General features: G+C 57.8%; 14 protein-coding genes. 3 read left to right on the plus strand and 11 right to left on the minus strand.

Annotation, left to right across the window (positions count from 1 at the left end; all coding sequences use genetic code 11):
* Positions 1 to 12 precede the first annotated feature (12 nt).
* Positions 13 to 1071, minus strand: coding sequence for a hypothetical protein (locus ACED88_RS04730; RefSeq protein WP_449108883.1), 1059 nt, complete (start codon positions 1069 to 1071; stop codon positions 13 to 15).
* A gap of 52 nt (positions 1072 to 1123) precedes the next feature.
* Between ACED88_RS04730 and ACED88_RS04735 the strand changes: the two genes are divergently transcribed.
* Positions 1124 to 1594, plus strand: coding sequence for a MarR family winged helix-turn-helix transcriptional regulator (locus tag ACED88_RS04735; RefSeq protein ID WP_237198268.1), 471 nt, complete (start codon positions 1124 to 1126; stop codon positions 1592 to 1594).
* Between the two features lie 170 nt (positions 1595 to 1764).
* On the opposite strand, the gene ACED88_RS04740 is transcribed toward ACED88_RS04735, so the two are convergent.
* Complete coding sequence (locus ACED88_RS04740) at positions 1765 to 6666, minus strand: NAD-glutamate dehydrogenase (protein WP_449108884.1); 4902 nt, start codon at positions 6664 to 6666, stop codon at positions 1765 to 1767.
* Between the two features lie 254 nt (positions 6667 to 6920).
* On the opposite strand from ACED88_RS04740, the gene ACED88_RS04745 reads away from it, so the two are divergent.
* Complete coding sequence (locus ACED88_RS04745; protein ID WP_449108885.1) at positions 6921 to 9197, plus strand: NAD-glutamate dehydrogenase domain-containing protein; 2277 nt, start codon at positions 6921 to 6923, stop codon at positions 9195 to 9197.
* An 83-nt stretch (positions 9198 to 9280) separates the two neighbouring features.
* Here the strand turns inward: ACED88_RS04745 and ACED88_RS04750 are convergent, their stop codons facing one another.
* From ACED88_RS04750 to ACED88_RS04780, 7 genes are all read right to left on the minus strand, one after another.
* Entirely contained in the window at positions 9281 to 10603 is a 1323-nt protein-coding gene (locus ACED88_RS04750) for an MFS transporter (protein WP_449108886.1), read from the minus strand.
* Between the two features lie 132 nt (positions 10604 to 10735).
* Positions 10736 to 12868 carry an acyltransferase family protein gene (locus ACED88_RS04755; RefSeq protein ID WP_449108887.1) on the minus strand — a complete coding sequence of 711 codons (2133 nt, stop codon included), beginning with the start codon at positions 12866 to 12868 and terminating at the stop codon, positions 10736 to 10738.
* A 107-nt stretch (positions 12869 to 12975) separates the two neighbouring features.
* Complete coding sequence (locus ACED88_RS04760) at positions 12976 to 14280, minus strand: hypothetical protein (RefSeq protein ID WP_449108888.1); 1305 nt, start codon at positions 14278 to 14280, stop codon at positions 12976 to 12978.
* Between the two features lie 2 nt (positions 14281 to 14282).
* Positions 14283 to 15158, minus strand: coding sequence for a glycosyltransferase family 2 protein (locus ACED88_RS04765; RefSeq protein WP_449108889.1), 876 nt, complete (start codon positions 15156 to 15158; stop codon positions 14283 to 14285).
* Positions 15159 to 15213: 55 nt separating this feature from the next.
* On the minus strand, positions 15214 to 15612 hold the full coding sequence (locus ACED88_RS04770) for a DUF2304 domain-containing protein (protein WP_449108890.1): 399 nt from the start codon (positions 15610 to 15612) through the stop codon (positions 15214 to 15216).
* A gap of 4 nt (positions 15613 to 15616) precedes the next feature.
* On the minus strand, positions 15617 to 16360 hold the full coding sequence (locus ACED88_RS04775) for a glycosyltransferase family 2 protein (RefSeq protein ID WP_449108891.1): 744 nt from the start codon (positions 16358 to 16360) through the stop codon (positions 15617 to 15619).
* A gap of 138 nt (positions 16361 to 16498) precedes the next feature.
* Entirely contained in the window at positions 16499 to 18604 is a 2106-nt protein-coding gene (locus tag ACED88_RS04780; RefSeq protein ID WP_449108892.1) for a DUF6541 family protein, read from the minus strand.
* A gap of 170 nt (positions 18605 to 18774) precedes the next feature.
* On the opposite strand from ACED88_RS04780, the gene ACED88_RS04785 reads away from it, so the two are divergent.
* Positions 18775 to 20442 (plus strand): alpha-keto acid decarboxylase family protein, encoded by a 1668-nt coding sequence (locus ACED88_RS04785; RefSeq protein ID WP_449108893.1) that lies wholly within the window; start codon positions 18775 to 18777, stop codon positions 20440 to 20442.
* An 82-nt stretch (positions 20443 to 20524) separates the two neighbouring features.
* Here ACED88_RS04785 and ACED88_RS04790 read toward each other — a convergent pair whose 3' ends face one another.
* Both ACED88_RS04790 and ACED88_RS04795 read right to left on the minus strand, forming a co-directional pair.
* Positions 20525 to 21931 carry a GntP family permease gene (locus ACED88_RS04790; protein WP_449108894.1) on the minus strand — a complete coding sequence of 469 codons (1407 nt, stop codon included), beginning with the start codon at positions 21929 to 21931 and terminating at the stop codon, positions 20525 to 20527.
* 23 nt (positions 21932 to 21954) lie between these two features.
* Positions 21955 to 22473: a gluconokinase gene (locus ACED88_RS04795; protein ID WP_449108895.1), complete on the minus strand. Its 519-nt coding sequence runs from the start codon at positions 22471 to 22473 to the stop codon at positions 21955 to 21957.
* Positions 22474 to 22645 lie beyond the last annotated feature (172 nt).

Raw genomic sequence — 22645 nt, forward strand, 5'->3', positions numbered from 1 at the left:
CCTGCTGGCAGGTTAGTGTGCAAAATGTAGTTTCTGCCGCTGACGGTTTTCCCAGGCCTTACCTGCTATCAAACAGATGAACCCTACAAGCAACCAGCCGAAGAGAACTGCGAGGGAGTGGGTGTTTGGAAGCTGAGGAAAATAGGTCAGGTTGCGCATCGTCTCAACAAACCCAGCACCAATCCAGAATTCGTGGAGGAAGCCAAAAAAGGCAGGTTGCACCTCAGGTGAGAAAACACCGCCCGAGCTGGTGAAGTTCATTCCGACAAAGAGGGTGGCCATCAGCAAGGTGCTGTAGTGGGTCACAATGGGACGCAGCCCTATGCCAATCATAAGAACTGCCGCGGAATAAACCAGGGAAAGGCCCCATGCCGCTCCTAAATGCCCCTCAAAGACACCGAAGCCCCAATTTGATGCCAGCACGAAAAGGGTGGGGATTGCTAGGGCAGCGATGAACGCCATCAACAGGCGCCCTTTGAGAGAACTGTGCATGCCAACGGCAGCAATAGCAAGAGAAGTAGCATAGGACCCAACGGATAGGGCTACTAGGTAGAAAAAGGAGTTCTGGCCAATGGGGTCAGCTTCCTCAAGGGGTACCAGGTCTTCAACGGTGAGGGCTACTCCCTGTTTCTGGGCTGCACTCTGGAATATCTTGTTGACGATTTCTGCAGTAGTCCCCGATGCGCCCGAAGCAATAAGGACTGTAGCCCTTCCTTCTTCGGGGATGTAAGCCCCCTGGAGCTCCCGGTTCTGTAGCTGAATCCTTGCCTCTTCGGCAGATGCCAGAGGGTAAATATGGGCACCCTCCCCCAGAGCTTCTTGCAGCCCGGCTTGATAGGCAGCTGCTATCTGGGGATTATCGGTCACAATAGCAAGGTTAAGATCTTGAGGTGCCGGTCGGTGGAAGCCACCTAGGTAGAGTAAGAGCATAAGAAAGGCCATCAGTGTACTCAGCAGAGCATGGCCTGCCAGGGCAGGCATCCCGGGGATGGGCGAGTGGGCGTGTTTATGCTTGGTTGCAGAAGCAGGCATTGCCGGCACAGCCCCGGCAGATGACTTGATGACTGACATAAGATTCCCAAAGATAGTTGTATTATACAACTATTGATACTAAGGAGACCCGATGGAAAAATCAATGGCCGCAGATGAGACGCTTGACCCACTCTTACACCAGCTGCGCGTACTCATTAAGGACTATCGAAACTCCCGGGTAAGGCATGACCCAGGGTTTAGCTATGTTGAATCCCTGCTCATGGGTTTTGTAAGAGAGCATGCAGGGGCAAGCTCAGCTGCTTTAGCTGAGGCTCTTCACTCCGACAAATCAACAATTAGCCGCCAGGTAGCCGCACTTGAAGCTAAAGGATATTTGCAACGCGAAACCGACCCCACTAATCGCAGGGCACACCGCATCACCCTCACCGATGAGGGGCAGCGGGTCCTTGCCACTTCTGATGAACTCTGGACAAAGCTCATCAGAAAACGCTTGGTAGGCTGGTCAGCGGCTGACCAGAACCTATTCTTAGAACTACTGACTCGATACAACACCGGTGAGCTAGCAGGCCACCCAGCTCCCACCAGCCAGCCCCCGCAATAGGTAAGCGCCGATTCCCTACTTCCTCAGTTCTAACAAAGGGAGCTGAGAGGCTGAGGTAATTATCTAAAACCCACTGATGCGGGGCAAAGACATGCCCCCGCTTCTCTAGTATCAGTCTGGAATATCTCAGACAGAGAAGCGGGGGCATCAGATTCCCTGGGCTAGCCCTTCTAGCTCACGGCGCCGCGCAGGGTGCGCAGGGCTACCTGCAGGACGGCCAGGCGGGGGCGGCCGTCGGCGCCGGGGGCGGCGTCCTGAATCTCAGCCAGCATGGAGTCCACACGGCCCATGCGGACAGGGTGGTTCTCTACCCAGCGAGCCAGGGCAGCGTCGCCGCTCTCGGTTCCAGCGGCAACGCCTTCGCCGACCTCCTGGACGACGTTGAGCGCCAGGGAGGCTGCGATCTCGTAGAGGTCATCGCGCAGGGAGGAACGAGCCAGGGTCTCCCAGCGGTCATTACGCGGCAGCTTGGAGATAGTGGTCAGCAGCAGGTCTACCTGGAAGCGGTCGTAAACCGAGTAGTAGACACGGGCAACCTGTTCGGTGGAGAGGCCGTGAGCTTCGGCAATGCGAACCACGTCCATGAGGGCGAAGGCTTCGAACTCACGAATCCAGTTGACGATGAGTTCCTCAGGCAGACCCCACTCTTCAGCCTGGTCACGCATGGCTCGAACTCGGGCACGAGTATCTTCTGAGAAGTAATCCTTGAGTGAAGGAATGAGCTCTGCAACGGGCTTGAAGCGCTCAACCATCTCGGCGATGGGCGTGCCCACAACCACCGAACGTTCGGCCGCAAACCAGCGAGCCAGGCGGTCGAGCACGCGCTGCCAGTCCTTGATAACAGCCTGCCAGCCTTCCAGGGGAACAGAGGCAGGAAGCTCGCGATGCAACCGTGCTGAGTTGCCAATGCCAAATGTTTCACGTGAAACGTAGAAGGCTCGTGCCAGGGCGTCTACCCTCATACCGGTTTCTTCCACTGCGCGGAAGACATGGGTGATGCCACCCAGATTGACCATCTCATTGGCTACACGGGTGCAGATAATCTGCTTGCGCAGGGGGTGAGATTCTAGGTGCTCACCGAAGCGTTCAACCAGGGCGGGCGGGAAGTACTCGGTAAGCACACGGGCCAGGTAGGGGTCGTCTGCCAGGTCGGTCTTCTCAAGCTCTGCGGTGAGGTGAATCTTCACGTAGGCAGCAAGAACAGCCAGCTCAGGCCCGTTGAGGGTTTCACCGGTGGCTTCGTAGCGTTCGCGGATTTCCTGATCGGTCGGCAGGAATTCCACCTCGCGGTTGAGACCGGCGTTCTCTTCGAGGTCGTGAATCAGGCGGATGTAGGCCTCGACCCCGGGAATTACACCGTGGCGTTCTGCCTGCAGCAGCACGTTCTGCTCAACGTTGGTGCGCAGCACCTGAGCACCGACGTCCTCGCGCTGGGCTTCGATAAAGCCTGCCCGTTCTTCGGCAGAGAGCTCACCAGCGGTGACCAGGCGATCAACCAGAATCTTGATGTTGACCTCGCGGTCTGAGGTCTCAACACCGGCGGAGTTATCGATGGCATCGGTATTGATGAGGATGCCAGCTCGGGCAGCTTCAATACGACCCAGCTGGGTGAAGCCCAGGTTGCCGCCCTCACCCACGATGCGAGCGCGCAGGTCGCGGCCGTTGACGCGGATGGCGTCGTTGGCCTTGTCACCTACGGCAGCGTGGGTCTCGGTGAAGCCCTTGACGTAGGTACCGATACCACCGTTGTAGAGCAGGTCGACGGGGGCCTTGAGGATGGCGGAGAGCAGTTCGGGCGGGGCCATCTCGGTGACGTCTTCGTCTAGGCCTAGCACTTCGCGTACCTGATCAGAGATCGGGATTGACTTAGCGCCGCGCGAGTAGACGCCACCACCGGCTGAGATGAGCTCGGGGTTGTAGTCCTGCCAGGACGAGCGGGGCAGGTTGTAGAGGCGTACGCGCTCGTCGAAGGCGACCTCGGCGTTGGGGTTGGGGTCGAGGAAGATGTCGCGGTGGTCGAAGGCGGCAACCAGTCGGGTGGCGCGGGAGCGCATGAGGCCGTTACCGAAGACGTCGCCGCTCATATCGCCGATGCCGACGGCGGTGAATTCTTCGGTCTGGCAGTCGATGCCTAGCTCAGCAAAGTGGCGCTTGACGGATTCCCAGGCGCCGCGGGCGGTGATGCCCATAGCCTTGTGGTCGTAGCCCACGGAGCCGCCGGAGGCGAAGGCATCACCCAGCCAGAAGCCGTAGTCTGCGCTGATGGCGTTCGCGGTGTCTGAGAAGGATGCGGTGCCCTTGTCGGCAGCTACAACCAGGTAGTAGTCGTCGCCGTCGCGGGCGATAACGCGGGGGTTGTGCACGACGGTTTCGCTACCGTCGGCTTCGATAGCCAGGTTGTCGGTGACGTCGAGCAGGGAGGCGATGAAAACCTTGTAGGACTCCCGACCTTCGGTGATCCAGGCGTCTCGGTCGAGGGCCGGGTTGGGGAGCTGCTTGGGGTAGAAGCCGCCCTTGGCGCCGGTGGGGATAATGACGGCGTTCTTGACCATCTGGGCCTTGACCAGACCGAGCACCTCGGTGCGGAAGTCTTCGCGGCGGTCAGACCAGCGCAGGCCACCGCGGGCAACGGAGCCAAAGCGCAGGTGCACGCCCTCAACGCGGGGTGAGTAGACGAAGATTTCGAAGGTGGGGCGGGGCAGGGGCGCAAAGTCAATCTGGCCGGGTGCCACCTTGAGAGCCAGGGCCGGACGGTCCAGGTATGCGTTGGTGCGCAGGGTCGCCTTCATAACGGCGGCCAGGGAGCGCATGAAACGGTCCACGTCGAGGGTGGGGATGGCGTCGAGCACACTGCTCAGTTCGCGCCAGACCTGCTCACGGGCGTCCTCGCGCTGCTCATCGCTTTCGAACTGAGCGTCGGGGTCGAAGCTGACCTCGAAGTAGCGTGCCAGCAGACCGGTTGCCTGCGGGTAGGCCAGCAGGGTGTCAGACATGAATTCGGCGGTGTAGACCTGGCCCAGCTGCACCAGGTAGTGGGTGTAGGCGCGCAGCACACGGACCTGTTCCCAGGTCAGGCCTTCTGCCAGAATCAGGCGGTCGAGGCTGTCGGACTCGCGCTTGCCCAGCAGGTAGGCGTTGAGGGCGTCCTCGTAGAGGGCAGCGACCTTCTCCGCTTCGATGCCTTCGGGCAGTTCAACGCCGAAATCGTAGAGGGAGAAGCTGCGGCCGTCTGCCGGGGTGATGTCGTAGGGCTTCTGGTCGATAACGACCAGGCCCATGTTCTGCATCACGGGTAGCAGTTCGGTGAGGGTGTGGGCGCTAGCCAGGTAGGTCTTAATGCGGGTGCGACCCTGGCGCTCCCCCATGCGGATAGCGGCCGGCTGCTCATCGCTGAGCGATTCGAAGATGTTGATATCTTCAACGGCGTTTTCGACCTCGTAGTCGGCGCGGTAGGTCATGGGCACAGCCTCAGACCAGGCTGAGGCGGCTGCACGGCCGTCCTCGGCACTCAAGCCTTCGCCGGCGGCTGCTGTCTCAACGGCAGCGGCGGTTGCCTCGCCCCAGGAGCGGGTAGCTTCTTGCAAGCGGCGCTCGATCGCCTTGGAGTCCAGGGCAGGAATGATATTGGGGGTGGCCAGGCGCAGGCGGAAGAAAATACGAGCCAGAGACGAGGTGGAAAGGTAGACCTCGAAGTCTAGGCTTTCAATGTCGATGAACTCGTGGAAGACAGCCTCAAGGCGCTGACGCACAAGAGTGTTGTAGCGGTCGCGAGGCAGGAAGACGGTGGCGGATACAAAGCGGCCGAAGGCATCCGGACGCAGGAAGAGGCGAGTGGTACGGCGCTCTTCCAGACCCATGATGCCGCGGAAGGTGTCGGTCAGTTCCTGCAGGTCGGCGTGGAGAAGTTCGAGACGGGGGTAGTCCTCGATGATACCGGCCAGGGTCTTGTCGGAGTGGGAGCCCGGCTGGTAGCCCAGGTGGCGGCGCATAATAGCTACGCGCTCACGCACGATGGGGGTTTCAACGGCGGGCAGAGAGTACGCCTGGCGGGAGAAGAGACCCAGAATGACGTATTCGCCCACAATCTTGCCAGAGCGGTCAAAGTCACGCACGCCGATGTAGTCCAGGTACTCGTGGCGGTGCACGGTGGAGCGGGAGTTGGCCTTGGTGATGTAGAGGGGCTTGGGATCACGAGCGTTTTCGAGGCCCAGGCCGGTGAGGACGATGGGGTCACCTTCTCCGGTATCGGCAAGAATACCCAGGCCAGAGCCGTCACGGTCGGTCAGCAGCAGGTCACCGGAGCGGCCTGAAAGGTCGCGTTCCTTAATGCCCATGAAGAGGAAGTTGCCGCGGGTAAGCCAGCGCAGGAATTCCTGGACCGATTCGATGCGGGTCATGGGGTCGGCATCGGAGTTGATGGAACCGGTGTAGTGGGCAGCGCCGCCCAGGGTTACATCTGCCAGTTCACCCAGTTTTTCTGCGATGTCGAGGGTGCGGGCTGCCATGGCGTCGTTGTCACGGGCAGCTCGGCGCACGTCGATCAGAATGGAGCGGATTTCCTGCTCGAGGCGGGCGACGCTCTCGCCTTCAACGCGGGAGGTGAGGCGGACGGCAATCCACGACTCGATGGTGGCCCCGGCACCGATATTGCCGCCAGCAGCGTCGCGCAGAATGGGCATAGAGACGGTGTCACCGCTTGCTACGGGCTGCTTAAAGCCGGTGCCGGTGATATTGACCAGGCGGCCGCTCTGGTCGCGCTCTACAACGAAGGTGGGGTGGATAAGACCCGAGATACCGCCCCAGTTTGCGGCGATTTGGGCGGTAATAGATGAGACTAAGAAGCTGGTGTCGTCTACAACGATGTAGAGAGTGCTGCCAGCGTCGTCATTGCTCACCGAGATCAGGGCTTCACCGGCTTCCCGCTGCTCTGCCAGGGCACGATGGGCCTGGGCGAGGTTGGTAAGCTGCTGGTCACTCAGACCTTCGAGCTCGTCAGCTGAGCTGTGACGGTAGTATTCGTTGATCCAGTCTTCGCTGCCGGACCAGTGGGCTGAACGATCGTTCGTGAGCAAGGGTTTGCCTTTCGCTGGGCGGATGTCACTCCGTTGTGATATCTGTGTGCGCAGGTCTGCGCTCCATTTACATAGTAGTCGGGAAGACGGTGGGAGTGAACCGTAACACCCTGGAAGGAGCAAGCACCCGCTAGCTCTTCACATGCGAGACATACAGTCTCACATTGCAAAAACACTATCGCCAGGTTTCTTCCCCACATCTTATGCTGGAATTTCCACCGGGCGCCAGCGCCCCCTCCCAATCAGAAGGGCAGATGATGTCAGCCACTACTACTTCAGCTCTCTCAGCCAAGGTTCTGCACGCCTATTCCCGCTATCTCCTACAGCTCGGAGCCGACTTCAGCGCAGACTTCATGTCCCAGGCCCTTGCTAACAATCCCGATCTTGCCGACAGCATCGCCGACATTTTCAGCACCGGCTTCGACCCCGCCCTCGACAAGGACGCGGACGCCCGCCGCACCTCCCAGCGCACAGCGGCTGAAGAGGTGCGCACCGATATCGAAAAGCTGGACGACGAAACCCAGGATTTCTTTACCAAGCTGCTTGAGGTCGTCCTCGCAACCGTGCGCACCAACGCCTACCAGGGCAAAGAAACCATCGCCCTAAAAATTTCAACCCGCGACGTTTCTTTTGCCCCCCTCCCCAAGCCGCTCTTTGAAATCTTTGTCGAAGGTGAAGCCCTCGAAGGCGTGCACCTGCGCTTTGGCAAGGTTGCTCGCGGTGGTCTGCGCTGGAGCGACCGCCCCGAGGACTTCCGCACCGAGGTGCTCGGTCTGGTTAAGGCTCAGGTCACCAAGAATGCCGTCATTATCCCCACCGGCTCCAAGGGCGGCTTTGTTCCCAAGAACCTGCCCGACCGCGATGCTGAGCAGGATAAGTACAACGAGATGGGTGTGGCTGCCTACAAGCTCTTCATCTCTTCCCTGCTCGATGTCACTGATAACCTGGTGACTAACAACGGCCAGCACACCATCGTGCGCCCCGACGCGGTGGTAGCCCTCGATGAGGACGACCACTACCTGGTCGTTGCCGCCGATAAGGGCACTGCCACCTTCTCAGACATCGCTAATAGCATCTCTCTAGACCGCGGCTTCTGGCTGGGCGATGCTTTTGCCTCCGGCGGCTCAGTCGGCTTCGACCACAAGGAAATGGGTATTACCGCCCGCGGCGCCTGGGAATCTGTCAAGCGCCACTTCGCTGCCCTGGGGCACGATTCTCAGGCTGAAGACTTCACTATGGTTGGTATCGGCGGCATGGCCGGCGATGTGTTCGGCAACGGCGCCCTGCTCTCAGAGCACATCCGCCTGATTGGCGCCTTCGACTCCCGCCACATCTTCATCGACCCCAACCCCGATGCAGCTGCTTCTTTTGCTGAGCGTCAGCGCCTCTTCAACCTGCCCCGCGCCTACTGGACCGACTACAAGCCCGAATTGATTTCAGAGGGCGGCGGCGTTTACTCCCGCAAAGACAAGGCCATCGAGGTCACCCCTCAGATGCGCGAGGCTCTCGGCCTTGACGACACCGCCGAAACTATGAGCGGCGACCAGCTCATTACCGCCCTGCTTAAGGCCCCCGTAGACCTGCTCTACACCGGCGGAACCGGCACCTACGTGCGCTCCACCGAAGAAAGCAACAGCCAGGTTGGTGACTCCACCAACGACAAGCTCCGTATCACCGCACCCGAGCTGCGAGTACGCGTCATCGCCGAAGGCGGCAACCTGGGTCTCACCCAGCGAGCCCGTATCGAGGCAGCAGCGGGCGGCATCCTGGTCAACACCGATGCCATCGACAACTCTGCCGGCGTTGAGACCTCAGACCGCGAAGTCAACCTCAAGATTCTCATGGGTCGCGCCATTGAAGCCGGCCAGCTCAACGAGGGCGACCGTGCCGACTTCATCGCTGAACAGGTCGAAGAAGTAGGCCGTCGCGTGCTGCGGTCCAACCTGGAGCAGAACGTGCTCCTGCAGGCAGAACGCACCGAAGCCTTCAACACCAACGACATCGCAGGCGAGTTCATGGACTACCTCACCGAGACCGTGCATCTTGACCGCGAGGTTGAACTGCTCCCCTCAGATGCCGACCTGGCAGACCGGGCAGAAGCGCACGTCCCCCTCACCAGCCCCGAACTCTCGGTACTCACCGCCTACGCAAAGATCGACCTCACCGCAGCGCTCGTTGACAGCGGCTACGCTGATGAGCCCGACCTCGACCTCAGCGACGTCCTGGCTGACTACTTCCCTGCTCCTGCTACCGAGAAGTTTGGCCCATATTTCGACGAGCACCCCCTGCGTAGCGAAATCATCGCAACCCGCGCAGCTAACCGCATGATCAACCACGCGGGTATCACCTTCGTGTACGAGATGAAGAAGAAGCACGGGGCTTCAGTGAACGATATTGCCCGCGCCTTCCGCGCAGCCCGTCTCGAAGCTGGCACCCTGCCCGATATTGAGGGTAACGGCGACTTCGACGCCTGGGTCGAAGGAGCACAGGCCCTCCGCAAGGCCATCGAAGCCAAGCTCGCAAGCAAGTAGGGTTACCTCAAACTCCCTTAACAAGGACGTGCCCGCCCCGGCTCACAGAAGCCGGGGCGGGCACGTCCTTACCCTCAGAAAAACTAGCGCTCCTGCACCCGATCGACCTCGGCCAAGGAGAGCTTCCCGGTCTCTCGAGCAGTTAAAGCGGCCGTAGCTGCCAGGGCAGCCATGCCCAGAGTAAAGGCGGCGGGGCCTACCCAGTTGCCAAAATCGTCCCCGGCAAGAGCCGTTGCGGCTGCAGGAGCGATACCACCCGACAGGGCAAAACCAATCTGGGTGCCCAGGGCCAGGCCGGTCACCCGCACCCGAGTGGGGAACATTTCAGCGTAGAAGGAGGGCCAGATACCGTTGGCCATGGAATAGAAAGCCCCGTGCATGAGCACACCAAACACGAATACGAGAACAATGTTGCCGCTTGTGATGGCGTGCAGGTAGGGGAACATCAGACCGCCAGCAACCAGGGCGCCGGTAGCAAAGATGGGTTTGCGGCCGACCCGGTCGGCGACCGTAGCCCAGAGCGGGATAGCGAGCAGGCTCAGGCCGTTAGAGGCGATAGGCACCCAGAGCATAATGCCCGAATCAATTCCGTGCCCCTTGGTGGCAAAAGAGATTGAGAAGGTTGTGAAGACCATGTTCACGGTATTGACCATGGCGCACAGGGCCACTACCGCGACCGCCCGCTTGTGGCGGGTGAAAACAACAGCTAGAGGTGCCTTACGACGGGCCGGGTCAATTACCTGCTGCGCCTGGGTTTCAACGAAGGAGGGGGCCTCTTCAAGGCGACGGCGAATCAGCCAGGCAGCCACCAGTACGAAAGCTGAGAGCCAGAAGGGTACGCGCCAGCCCCAGCTGAGCAGATCTTCTTCGGGTAGGGCGGCAAAAGGCAGGAAGACCGCTGTTGCGAGCAGGGAGCCGAACTGGGTGCCGTGGAGAGTCCAGGAGGTGGTGAAGGCCCGCTGGTGGTTGTGGGCGTGTTCCAGCGACATTGAGATAGCGGACGCCTGCTCACCCGACGCCGATAGCCCCTGGAAGACCCGGCAGAGCACCAGCAGGGCGGGGGCAAGCAGCCCCACCTGGTCGTAGGTGGGCAGGCAGCCAATGGCGAGGGTGGCCCCGCCCATCATGAAGAGGGTCAGCATCAGCACAAAACGGCGTCCGAATCTGTCGCCCAGCGGGCCCATCAGCATGGCGCCAAAGGGGCGAACCACGTAGGCGACGCCCAGCACCATCATGGATTTGAGGATGCCAGCGGCGTCGGAGTCTTCGGGGAAGAAAATACGGTTAAGCACCAGGGCTGCGGCTGTGCCAAAAACCGCGAAATCGTAGTACTCAAGGGCAGAACCGATCCAGGAGGCCAGCGCGGCCTTCCGCGGGCGTTTTTGCGGGGTTGCGGGTGCGGTCATAGTTTTCCTGCAGGGGTGCGGACGCCCGGCTCGGCTAGCCCTGCCCGGCGTATGTGCGTACGGTAGTACCCTGAGCGTATGCGCGGGCGCCCCGGCCGGTCAAAGCCGGGGCGCCCGTATTTCGTATGGTGGTTATTCGTCCGTCGGGTTAGGAGCAGAGGGGTCCCAGCCCTGGGTAAGGAGCTGGCTTTCCATCTCTACCGACATGGTCGAACCGTATGCCTTCGAAATATGGTTGTCGTCGATGTAAATAAAGACATTTCCTTCGACCGGTCGGCAGGTACCGTTGGGGCAGATTTGCTCGGTTAGGTCTACGGTATAAACACGAGGATTAAACTCTGCCAACCCGAGTGAGGGATTAACCGGTGCTAGCTTCTCACTAACTTGCATAGAGCAGTTAGAAAGATTGCGCAGATTAACCTGGCCGCACACATACATGTTGTAGTCATAGCGTGGGTTATCCCGCAGCGCAATTACGTTGATTCCTGCTTCTGTAAAACGATCTACTACAGGGGCCAGCTCATTAATAGGAACCTCATCAGCGCTAGTAGCGCTAGCCGCGGTGGAAATAACTAGAACGTTAGCAGGGCGCAAGTCAATAATCTCTTGAGTAACATCGCGGTTGAAAGCAGCACACTCCTCCCAGCCTTCAGGTTGAGTGGGGAACTTGCAGCCACCCATAAGGAAGGCCATCATATTCTGCCCGTTAGCCTCAGCGATGGGTCGGTACATCGAGATAGCTTGCTCCGCGTGCGAGTCACCCACCACGATGGTGAGGGGGGCATCAGATCCACCCCAGTGGTCGGTAGTGCAGTACTCCGCAAGACTTACGTTAACTGTCGCGTTATAGGCGGTGCAGGGCTCACTGAGGTTATCGAACTGACTTACACTATCGCCCTGGGGGATAGGCATATCGCGGTACCGCTGATTACTACCGGCAGCTAGGGCTCCAGGGTAGGCGTCAGTACCGGCAAGAAGGGCAAGCTCTTCTGCTCGATCTTGCTGCTGACGTACCCAAGCCTGACCAGCAGATACGCTCCCTCCGATAAGGGCCAGGCAGGTCGCGATAATGGCTACCGGGCGCACCCAGGCACCACGGGCGTCCTGCTTTTTACGGTTCCACGGAGCCTCGCTACGCTTTGCGTGGCGCAGGGCGCGGCGGCTGGGCTTCTTCTCCCAGGCACGCAGAGGCTTCTCAACAACGTTGTGCAGGAGCCACGCTACCGCGATAGAGGAGAGAATAACCAGAGTTCCGTCAAGCCAGCCAGCTTTAGGCTCCCCAATAGAGGTGGTGTACAGGATGAGAATGGGCCAGTGCACCAGGTAAAGGCAGTAGGAAATTGCCCCCATCTTCTGTAGAGGTTTAGCTGAGAGAAGGCGGTCTACGCCCAGGCGGGAGCCAGTTTGACCCGCTGCGATGACGAAAGCACCCGATAGCAGGGGCCAGAGGGCCAGGTAACCGGGGAAGGCACGTTCAACAGGCAGGAGCCAACCGCAGGTGACAAGGCCGATAACGCCCACCCAACCCATGGGTACCTTCAACCAGGACGGCACTCGCCAGGCTAGTACGAGCATGGCGAGCAGGGTGCCGGCTGCGAACTCCCAGAGGCGGGTGCGGGTGTCGAAGTAGGCAAAGGACTGGTTGGTAGAGGTCTCGATAATGGAGAAGGTAAGAGAGGTAACGAAGACCGTACCAAAAACAAATAGGGCGGTGGGGAGAACCTTCAGACGCAGATAACCCACAAGAAAGGCCACGAAAGCAAACAGCAGGGGCCAGAGAATAAAGATTTGGCCCTGCATGGAGAGAGACCAGAAATGCTGGAAGGGGGTTTTGAGGGTGGCGTCTTGGGCGTAGTAGTCCACCGAGTTGAAAGCCAGACGCCAGTTGAGGAAATAGAAGAGCGCTGCTTTGGCGTCAGCTAAAAGGGATGCCCAGCGGGAGGGGGCGATGATGAAATAAGCGGCCACCAAAGTTGCCGCAATAACAGTTGCAGCGGCAGGCAGTAGGCGCTGAAAGACATGGAGCCAGTAGCTGACAACCTTAAGGGGCTTGCCATCCTGAATCTTACGTAAGGACGATAGGGAGAGCAGGAAGGCGGAAATAAAGAGGAAGACGTCAACGCCGCCAGATACTTTACCAAACCAGACGTGGTACATGACCACAAGAAGAACCGCTAGGGAACGGAGTCCCTGTACTTCTGGCCTAAATTTGGGTTGCTCAATGAAGCTACCCAAGGGCTTGTGTCTGTGGCTGGTTCGATTCATCTATGTTGCTTTTCTGTGGTGTGGTGGTTACCCGGTGGCTGGGCAACTTGGGCAGTCTACCATAGTGCTCAGAGGTTTCTCTGACGAGGTCTAGAAGCGCACTCTGTCTAAGCTACAGCGGCTGGTTTTCTCCCCAGGTAGAGCGAGATAAAATGCACCAGCGCTCCCGCTGCTGGTCCAAGGTAAAGAGCTAAAAGGGTTCTTCCCTCCAGGCTCACAGGCGCGAAAACAAGCAAAATAGCAACCGCTGCTGCTGTAACCCACCCAAGCGTGTAACCACGGTGATGGTTAGTAGCCAAAGTTGCCGCTCCCGTAATCATCAGCAGCGCCATAAAAGCTGAGGCAAAGGTAAGTGCTCCCAAGAAGATACCTGTAAGCAGACCGTCGTAAGCGCTACCAAAGATAAGAGTAAAGAGCCAGGGCCCCAACAGGTACGCCAGCACGCCCCCAAGAATACCTACTCCCATGAGGATGAGGATGGGATTACGCAGCGCTTGAAGCGGTCGATGCTGCTGTTTAAGGAAGGATGAAATCACCACCCCCTGAAACGACTGGAGAGGAATCATAATCGGGGACCGGGTTACAGTAATAGCAAAGACTACTGCTGCCAGTAGCCCTGCCCCATTCCGCAGCTCTTCCTCCGACGAAGCAAACTGTAAGACCACAGGAAACCCCGTGACCAGAACAGCGTTAGCTGCAGAAGAAATTACGGCAAAACCCAGCTTTTGCACGAGGATATGCGCAGGAATGTCTGCTCTCTCGGCGGCGGCAGCTCTGCCAGTTTTACTCCCTAGAAGAAGAACCCACACGATAACGGGAAAGGTAACCGCTACATAGTAGGGCACCAGATCAACTACGGTCAGTGCAACTAACCCAGACAGGAGAAGACGAGCCAAAGCGTCCCCACCTGTAATAGTCGCTAGTAAGTACCAGCGCCGAGAGCCGGAAGCTGCCCCCATCATGGCGCTCTGACCGGAGTACAGAATAGACGCCAGTGCTACTATGCCAAAAGCACTCCACGTATTGGTCGCTAAGAGGTCAGGCCCCTCCAAGACACCCAGCACAACTACTAATACAGCACAGGCAGCTCCGAACAGCAGGGCCACAGGTAGAACAGGAACACCGTGTAGGGATTTGTTCTGGTGGGCAGACCCTACAGCTCTCGTGACTTCCTGTTGAATACCCGTCAAAACACCGTATACACCAAAAAGCAATCCCCAAAAAACCACGAACTCGCTCGCCTGAGAGGGGGCAAGTGTGCGAGCAGCAAGGACCGTTACCAGCAGAGATGATCCCGCTGCCAGCAGGGAACCCATCAGCAAAGCTAAAGACTCGTTACGGCTAATAGTTGCTTGGGGCTTGTCTCGGCTGGGGGCGGAGCCAGAAACAGACTGAGAAATTTCAGAAGACACGTCTAACGCACCATATGGTGAAGGAGTTTAGACGCAGCCGACCAGTTTTGAGTTACCCCAGCTCGCGGTAAGAGTGTGGCAGCATGCAAACGAGATGAAAGATGCAAAGCAGAAGTACGAGCCGCTCGGGACCACCCGCGTTCCTTGGCACGCTGTTTCATCTCAGCGAAGAAGCGTCGCTCTTCGTCGAACCGCATACCGTCGATAGCGCCCGCCGATGAAAACGAAGCACTGTGACGACGGTACATAAAGGAAAGAGTTTGATCATAGTAAAGAGCTCCTCCATCAAAGGCGATATCGAGGAGCAACCCCATGTCTAGAACAATGTCGTACCCCTCACGGAAGCTGTGCTTCTTGAGCATATCGGTACGCCATGCTAGAGATGGGAAGTATAGCCAGTTACCGCGAAGGACGGTCATGACGAAATCTTCACCTGAAATGAGGGTTGAGCTCTTGGGCCGATAGTAGGCCTTGGTTTTCTCAACCAACGTGTTCGATAGGGCATCGTGTTCGTCGATTACCACGACGCCGGGCTGAAAAATAGTAGCTTCGGGGTGAGCTAGAGCTGTTTGCTCCGCCCACTCAACGTAGTTGGGCAAAAGAACGTCGTCGCACCCCATAATGACCGTAAGCTCATTGGCAGCAAGTTCAACGCAGCGACGGAAGTTAGCGTTCAAACCCATGTTTTCTTCATTAAGAAGATAGACGATACGGGGGTCGTCCATAGATTCTAGCCATTCGCGAATGGTGGGGTCAGGGTAACGGTCATCAACGACTACGAGCCGCCAATTCTGGCTAGTCTGTCGAAGCACAGACGATACGGCATCTTTCATTTGCTGAACGTCGCCGTAGTAGGGGATCATAATGTCAACCGTCATGCGGTTACGTCCTTTCAAGCAGAAAATCTGTTCTGCGATAGCACCCTCGCGTCGGTTACTTATCCGAAGGCAGATTCTTAGCGCGCTCCACAGCACGCTGGTGCTGCTCATTATCAGGCTGATTTTGGATAGCGCGCATAATAGCGACTTCTTCAGCTAGTACGCGCACATCTTCACCCATTTTGGAAAGAGCGGAGGTGAGGTGCAAGCAAACACCGATGAGCATGATGATTGAAAGCAAGAAGAGCAGGTTTACTGGTGACTCAATACCAATAAGGTCTGCGAAGAAGAACAGCATGCGCGGGAAGATAACCAGCAGAATAATAATGGCTGAAACAATCAACCACAGAGCTGCGTATTTTTCCTTCATATTCTGGTTACGCACCTGCGCAAGGACTAGCAGTACAATAACTGCCGCAAAGACCAAAAAGAAGATATATGCATTAATCGACATATTTTTACTTGCCCCCTACTGAGGTCTTAGAACGGGTCATCGACATAGCAAATGAGAAGAATGAACGGACCAGGTAAATCGCAGACTTCCACGGGTTAGATGAAGGGGTACCAGCCTGACGTTCACGCATCTCCACCGGCACCTGCTTGACTGTTAGCCCTGCACGAATTGCCATGACACAAGCATCAATACAGTCACCTAGATATTCCGCAGGCAGGTGCTCGCAATACTGAGCAATTGCACGACGGTTAGCAGCACGGAAACCACTGGTCGCATCGGTGAATTTTTCACCTGAGATTCGCGTAAATAGGAATGCCAAAACAACCATCGCCCATTTACGGGGTCCGCGCACCTTATAGTTAGTAGCTTCAGCGAAGCGGGAGCCGATGGAGATATCAGTGCCATCGTCCAGACCAGCAAGGACAGTACGAATACCCTTAGGGTCATGTTGCCCATCTGCATCTACCTGAATTGCGCGGTCGTAGTTCATTCGACGGGCATATTTGTACCCGGTACGCAGAGCCCCGCCAATACCCATGTTGTAGGGCAAATCAATCACGAAAGCTCCAGCTTCACGGGCAATTTCCGAGGTGCGGTCAGTCGAACCGTCATTGACCACCAGAAGATCAACTTCAGGCATCATGTGGTAAAGCTCAGTGATAGTGCCGCCGATGACCTCCTCTTCATTCCATGCGGGCATGATGATGAGGGTGCGCGGTTCACCAACAGAAGCAGATGAGGGGTTCATCGACAAAGGTTCTCCTCAGAGGTCCGTCCGCCCGTGTTCTCAGGGCAAAGATACTACCCAGTCTAACAGTTAGCTTTAGATGACTTCCCTGCAAGAACAGTGTGAGATAGTGCGGCCAACAAACTCAGCCCATACCGGTTACGAGCAGGCCACAATTTCATAAAGCACAGCGTCCCCTGAACGGTAGACCTCCTGCAGTACACCTGTTTGAGGAAGGTTTTCATAACCCATGTACCACCCAATATGGTCACCCGAGTTCACTTCTTTCTTACCAAAATCTAGATAGAAGTCGATGTTATTACTATCGGCAATCTGACATACCCGCTGGTCGTAGAGAGCTTTATTCAGGTTTTGCTGAATGTACGCAGTCTCTTCATCGGCCGTGTAGATGGTGTGGTAAGCCGTCACCTTACGATCAGCGATTGCGTAAGCCAAGGGTGCTCCCGTAAAGGCCTGAACGGCGATCTCTGAATCCTCAGGCACATAATCATCAAGAGCTTCAAGCACAGCACGTTCATCTTCAGTAAGCAGCGGAGAGTCATTGGTGGGCTGGTAGGCAAAGTAGCTTGCTCGTACCTGATCTTCGAGAGGCTGAGAAGTCTGACCTATCACGCCAACCACACCGAGGGTAGCCACGCTGAGTGCAGTTACCACTGTGCGGGGGGACCAATTGAACGTACCAGCCCAATCGTGAACGTCCTGGATTTTTCCAACTAGCCAGTCAACGCCCAGAGCCATCATGGGAATTGCCATAATGGGCAGAAGGGCAGCTAAACGGAAAGAGTCGTGGTACCAGATGCCCACCACAAAGTAGCGACCTTCTTCCCAGGGCAGGGAACGGGCAGCTACATAGAAGTAGGTCACCACAACCCATGAGAAGAAAATCCACAGGGGGGCACGCCTAATCCGCATCAGTGCATAAAGACCCACTACAAACAACGTAAAGAGTAGCCACTGCGCTCCCTGCCCCATGGAACCCTGGACAAGAGACTCACCAATAGCCTGAGCAGGCGACAGGACAGGCCCCCACATCTCACCGGCTTCTTCCGGCGGACGCACTACTAACCACAGGGCATAAATAGTGGCAAGCAAAGCTGTAATCCCTACAGAGGTAACCCCGGCATTGGCCCACGAGACTCGCCGACTAAAGGCAGCGGCCCACTGAGCGTAAAGCCGGGCGCCAAAAATAGGAATTGCCATAACTAAAGCCGACATCAGGGCATTGGGGTGAGCAAGGGCGAGGGCAAGCCCAGCTGGAATCCCCAGCAACACTGCCTGAACAGTCGCTAATCGTCGGATACTCACCACACGAAAGACTTGCGCAATAAGAGCAATAACCGGCGGAATCAGGGAGATACCCAGCAGGTTAGGGTAGAGCACACCAAAGTCTAGAAGCAGTATAGGGTAGGCGGTGAAGGACGCCGCCAGTGCACCGGTCACCAGCACAGCAGGAGCACTGAGGTTAAGGAGCTGGCGCAACATGAAAACCATGCCTAAAGGCCACACCACAGAGCACACTAAAAGAGCCATAGTGTTGGTAGCTACCGGAATATCAGTACCTGACCCCATGAAAATAAGTGATACCACAGCGTGCCAGGCCCCTGGGTAAAAGGTTGAGTCACCTTCACCTGCGGTCATGGCACCGAGGGTAAGCGGTGAAGCGCTACCGGTGTTCTCGATGTAACGTACCGCGTTGAGATGGAAGTTGTTATCCCAGGTCTGAGAAATCCATTCGGGGCTCCCCAGGGCGTTGGTTACATTTCGCATCAAGAAGGCAGCACCTACCAGAGCGCTTAGCCAGTAGAGTCCCTGTTCCTTGGAGTACCAGGGGGTGCTCTGAACCAGACTGGCAGTAGTAGGGTTGTGGGCCTTAAAATTTTGCCCCCCTCGATAGGGCGACGGCGCGTCCCAGATCCCAAGCTTGTGGGCAGCGAACCCTAAACCGCCTAGTACTACGGCGATTACCAGGGCAGCCACAAACGGCACAACAGGGCCCCATGTCACACCAATAGCGGGAGCAACTGTCGCACCCACCATAATTACACCGACAGAGAGAACGGGTGCTAGAGCGAATGCGTCAAATCCGCGCACCCGCAAGGCGACAGCCATCAAAAGCCCCGGAATAAACAAGTACAGCAATCCCACTGTGAAAGGCATTGCAATTTCGAACCAGCTCATCGTTCTCCTTGTTTGTGGCCGCTGGGGTAAAGCGTTCTTCCCAAGTCTAGTAGTAAAGCCAGGCAAGGGGGTGCTGAAACTTTTCAACAAAGGTCACACGCGCTAGATACAGTGATTCTGCACGCCAGGCTAAATCCCCGGTGCACGTTACCTAATGCCGGAGCCACCCCCACCCACTACACTAGTTATGAATGTCGCAGGTCACACAACCTGCCGTGTTTGCTACCAAGGAGTCAATGATGACCTATACCGTGGGTAACTATATTCTCGACCGTCTGGCTGAGCTGGGCGTAGACAAGGTTTTCGGTGTGCCCGGGGACTTTAATCTCTTTTTCCTCGACGATGTACTGGCGCACGAAAAGCTGGACTGGGTGGGTAACGCCAACGAACTCAACGCCGGGTATGCGGCGGACGGCTACGCCCGCGTTAAGGGCCTGGGTGCCCTGGTGACTACCTACGGCGTGGGTGAGCTGTCAGCTATCAACGCAACCGCCGGCTCTTACGCTGAGAATGTGCCCGTGATTCACATTGTGGGTGCACCCAGCCTGTCGGCCCAGAATTCTCACCTGCGTATGCACCACACTCTGGGCGATGGGGATTTCAAGCATTTTATGCGTATGGCGTCCGAGGTATCTGCCGCCGTTGCGGCTCTGCACCCGGCGACCGCTGCGACCGATATTGACCGCGTCATCCGCACCGCCGTCATCCACCGTAAGCCCGGCTACCTGATGCTGCCGGTTGATGTTTCAACTATGCCCGCTACCCCACCAGCCCAGCCGCTCGATGTGGATAGCCACGTTTCCTCGCCCGACATTGAGGCCCTTTTCAAGGACGCCGTCGCCGACTTCATGCGCGGCAAGAGCGTGACGGTGCTGGCAGATATCATGGCTGAGCGTCTGGGGGCGGTGCAGGACGTCCGCGCCCTGGTAACCGAAACCAAGTTCCCCTTCGCGTCCCTCATGTGGGGCAAGGCCGTACTGAACGAAACCAAGCCTAACTTTGCGGGCATCTACGTGGGTGGACTGTCGGCTGAACACACCCGTGCGGTAGTAGAAGATGCCGAGGTTTTGGTCTGTGCTGGTGTGGAATTTACAGATACCACAACCGGCATATACTCACATCAGATAGACTTTGGGCGGGTCATTAACATCGGGGCAGAGAGCACCAGCATCGCCGGCCGCCACTATGCCCCGCTCACCATGGCCAGCGCCCTGAACATCGTTAAAGAGGTGTCCCTAGAGCTCGGCCTGAAGGGCACCCCCTTTGAGGCACCCACCACCGATGAACCCCTACCTGAGATCACCGACGAAGCCCTGACCCAGGACGCCCTGTGGCGGGTCCTCTCATCAAACCTGGATGAGAAGAACACCGTTGTAGTCGATATGGGTACCTCTTTCTTCGGCATGGCAACCCGTAAGTTCCCGCGCGATTCTCGCTTTATCGGCATGCCCCTGTGGGGTTCTATCGGCTACTCCATTCCGGCCCTGCTGGGTGCGGCCATGGCCGATACTGATTCCCGCGGCGTGCTGATGGTGGGTGACGGCTCCGCCCAGCTGACGATTCAGGAGATTGGCACCATTATCCGCGAGGGCGTGAATCCGGTGGTCTTCTTGATCAACAACGACGGCTACACCATCGAGCGGTCGATTCACGGCGTCGAGGCCCAGTACAACGACATCACCGCCTACGACTGGTCGAAGATTCCGGCGGCCTTCGGCGGCACAGACTCTAACACCGTCACGCTACGCGCTGCTACGGTTCGCGAGTTCGACGAGGCCTGCCGGGTGGCTAAGGAGAACCGTGACAAGCTGGTTTTCATTGAGGTAGTCACCGCACCCATGGATATGCCCGAGCTGCTTGAGAAGTTCGGCGCCCAGGCAGCCCAGCTCAACAAGAAGAAGTAGTTTAAGAGCCCGCAAGGACGCGCCCGCCCCGCCTTCACGCACGAAGGCGGGGCGGGCGCGTCCGGCTATAGCCCACAGGCAACTAAAGTAGGCTAGCGACCCCAAACACGGCCACGGCACCGGCAAAACCTACGACACCAATGAGGGTTTCCATTACCGTCCAGGTTTTGAGGGTGGTCTTCTCGTCCATATTGAAGAAGCGGCTGACCAGCCAGAAACCTGAGTCGTTGAAGTGTGAGAGCACCACAGAGCCTGCGGCGACCGAAACGACAAGGGCAGCCAGCTGGATGGAGCTGAAATCTGCAGCCAGAACACCGGGGGTGATGAGACCTGCGGCGGTTGTCAGGGCTACGGTCGCTGACCCCTGGGCAACGCGCAGAATTGCGGCAATGAGGAAGCCCGCAACAATGAGGGGAACACCCAGGTCACCCAGCACATCGGCAAGAGCATCGCCGATTCCTGAGGATCGTAGCACACCACCGAACATACCACCGGCGCCGGTAATCAGGATGACGGAGCAGACCGCGGGAAGTGCGCCGTCCATAGTCTGCTGGATACCCAGCGCGTGATCCTTACGTTTGAAGCCGAGCAGGTACATGGCAACGAGGGAGGTAATGAGCAGGGCAACAGGGGTCTCACCAAGCAGGCGCAGGGTTTGGAACCAGGTTTCATCTGCTGCACTTTCAGGCAGCATGCCTCCCTTTGCCAGAGTGTTGAGGCCGGTGTTGAGGAAGATGAGGAACATGGGGAGCAGCAGCACGAAGAGAACGGTGCCGAAGGAGGGCGGGTTGAGGGGCTCGTCCTGGGTTTCTTCGTGGCCCATAAGGGCGGGGACGGGAAGGTCGATGCGCTTACCGATGAACTTTGAAAAGAGGTAAACGGCAAGGTACCAGGTGGGTACCGCGATGATGAGGGAGACGAGCAGTAGAGTACCGACGTTGGCTTCGAAGAAAGAGGCTGCGGAGACCGGCCCGGGGTGGGGCGGCACGAAGACGTGCATGACGGAGAATGCGCCTACGGCGGGGATTCCGTAGAGCAGAAGGGAGCCGCCAACCCAACGAGCGACAGAGAAGACGATGGGGAGCATAACGACAAGGCCGGCGTCAAAGAAGATGGGGAAGCCAAAGAGCATAGATGCCACGCCGAGGGCGATGGGGGCGCGGTCTTCACCGAAGACCGAGATGAGTTTGTGGGCAAGTACCTGGGCACCGCCGGAGTATTGGATGAGGGCCCCCAGCATGGCTCCAAGGCCAACGAGCAGGGCTACAGACGCCAGGGTTGATCCGAATCCGCTGAGCATGACGGGCACGACGCTGGCAACGGGGATTCCGGTGGCGACGGCGGTGAGCAGGCTGACGATAATGAGGGCAGGGAAAGCGTGGAGTTTGAATTTGATGATGAGGAGCAGCAGGAGCAGGATTGCGCCGGCGGCGATAGCGAGCAGGGGCCCAGCAGTGAGGGTTTGGACCCAGTCTTCGGGGAGAGGCATAGTGGTGTGCTTTCGTGAGGGGCTTATAGGGTAGGACGCAGGGCGGCCAGTGCCGCGGTTGCAACCTGTTCCGGGGTGCCAGAGATGTCAACGAGCACCCCGGCTTCGTCAGCTTCGAGGGGTTCGAGGGTGGCGAATTGGGAGTCGAGTAGGGAGGTGGGCATGAAGTGGCCTTCGCGGTGCTTCATGCGTTCTGCAATAGTTTCTCGAGGGCCGGTCAGGTGTACGAAGAGGACGCCGGGGGCGGCTTCGCGCAGCACGTCACGGTAGGTGCGTTTGAGGGCGGAGCAGGTGACGATTGTGTGCTCGCCGCGGGCGTCCGCGTCCTTAATCCAGGTGGCGATACGGGCAAGCCAGGGGGCGCGATCTTCGTCGGTGAGGGGAATCCCGGCGCTCATTTTCTGGATGTTTTCAGCAGGGTGCAGGTCGTCGCCTTCGACGAATGGCCACCCTAGCTGGTCGCGCAGGGCGTGGGCGATGCTGGTTTTGCCGGTACCGCTCACACCCATCACGACAATGTGATGTGTGTTTTCCGTTGTCATGTCTATTATTGTGCACCCATTTAGTCTGTATATCGAATGCACAAAGCACTCAAGACATACGACTTCTACCCTTTGTTACAGCAGGTTGGCGTAACAGTGTCACAGTTCTACTCATAGGGGCAATATGTGAGAAAGGCTAGGGTTTGGTGCATCTGAAGTCCTAGGCTGAAGA

The organism is Rothia sp. 11273D007AR, assembly GCF_053547255.1.

Coding starts and splice junctions, on each gene's coding strand:
- ACED88_RS04765 (WP_449108889.1), bottom strand. CDS start 15,158: ATGACGGTTGACATTATGATCCCCTACTACGGCGACGTTCAGCAAATG.
- ACED88_RS04770 (WP_449108890.1), bottom strand. CDS start 15,612: ATGTCGATTAATGCATATATCTTCTTTTTGGTCTTTGCGGCAGTTATT.
- ACED88_RS04790 (WP_449108894.1), bottom strand. CDS start 21,931: ATGCCTCTCCCCGAAGACTGGGTCCAAACCCTCACTGCTGGGCCCCTG.
- ACED88_RS04745 (WP_449108885.1), top strand. CDS start 6,921: ATGATGTCAGCCACTACTACTTCAGCTCTCTCAGCCAAGGTTCTGCAC.
- ACED88_RS04775 (WP_449108891.1), bottom strand. CDS start 16,360: ATGAACCCCTCATCTGCTTCTGTTGGTGAACCGCGCACCCTCATCATC.
- ACED88_RS04755 (WP_449108887.1), bottom strand. CDS start 12,868: ATGAATCGAACCAGCCACAGACACAAGCCCTTGGGTAGCTTCATTGAG.
- ACED88_RS04795 (WP_449108895.1), bottom strand. CDS start 22,473: ATGACAACGGAAAACACACATCACATTGTCGTGATGGGTGTGAGCGGT.
- ACED88_RS04750 (WP_449108886.1), bottom strand. CDS start 10,603: ATGACCGCACCCGCAACCCCGCAAAAACGCCCGCGGAAGGCCGCGCTG.
- ACED88_RS04735 (WP_237198268.1), top strand. CDS start 1,124: ATGGAAAAATCAATGGCCGCAGATGAGACGCTTGACCCACTCTTACAC.
- ACED88_RS04730 (WP_449108883.1), bottom strand. CDS start 1,071: ATGTCAGTCATCAAGTCATCTGCCGGGGCTGTGCCGGCAATGCCTGCT.
- ACED88_RS04785 (WP_449108893.1), top strand. CDS start 18,775: ATGATGACCTATACCGTGGGTAACTATATTCTCGACCGTCTGGCTGAG.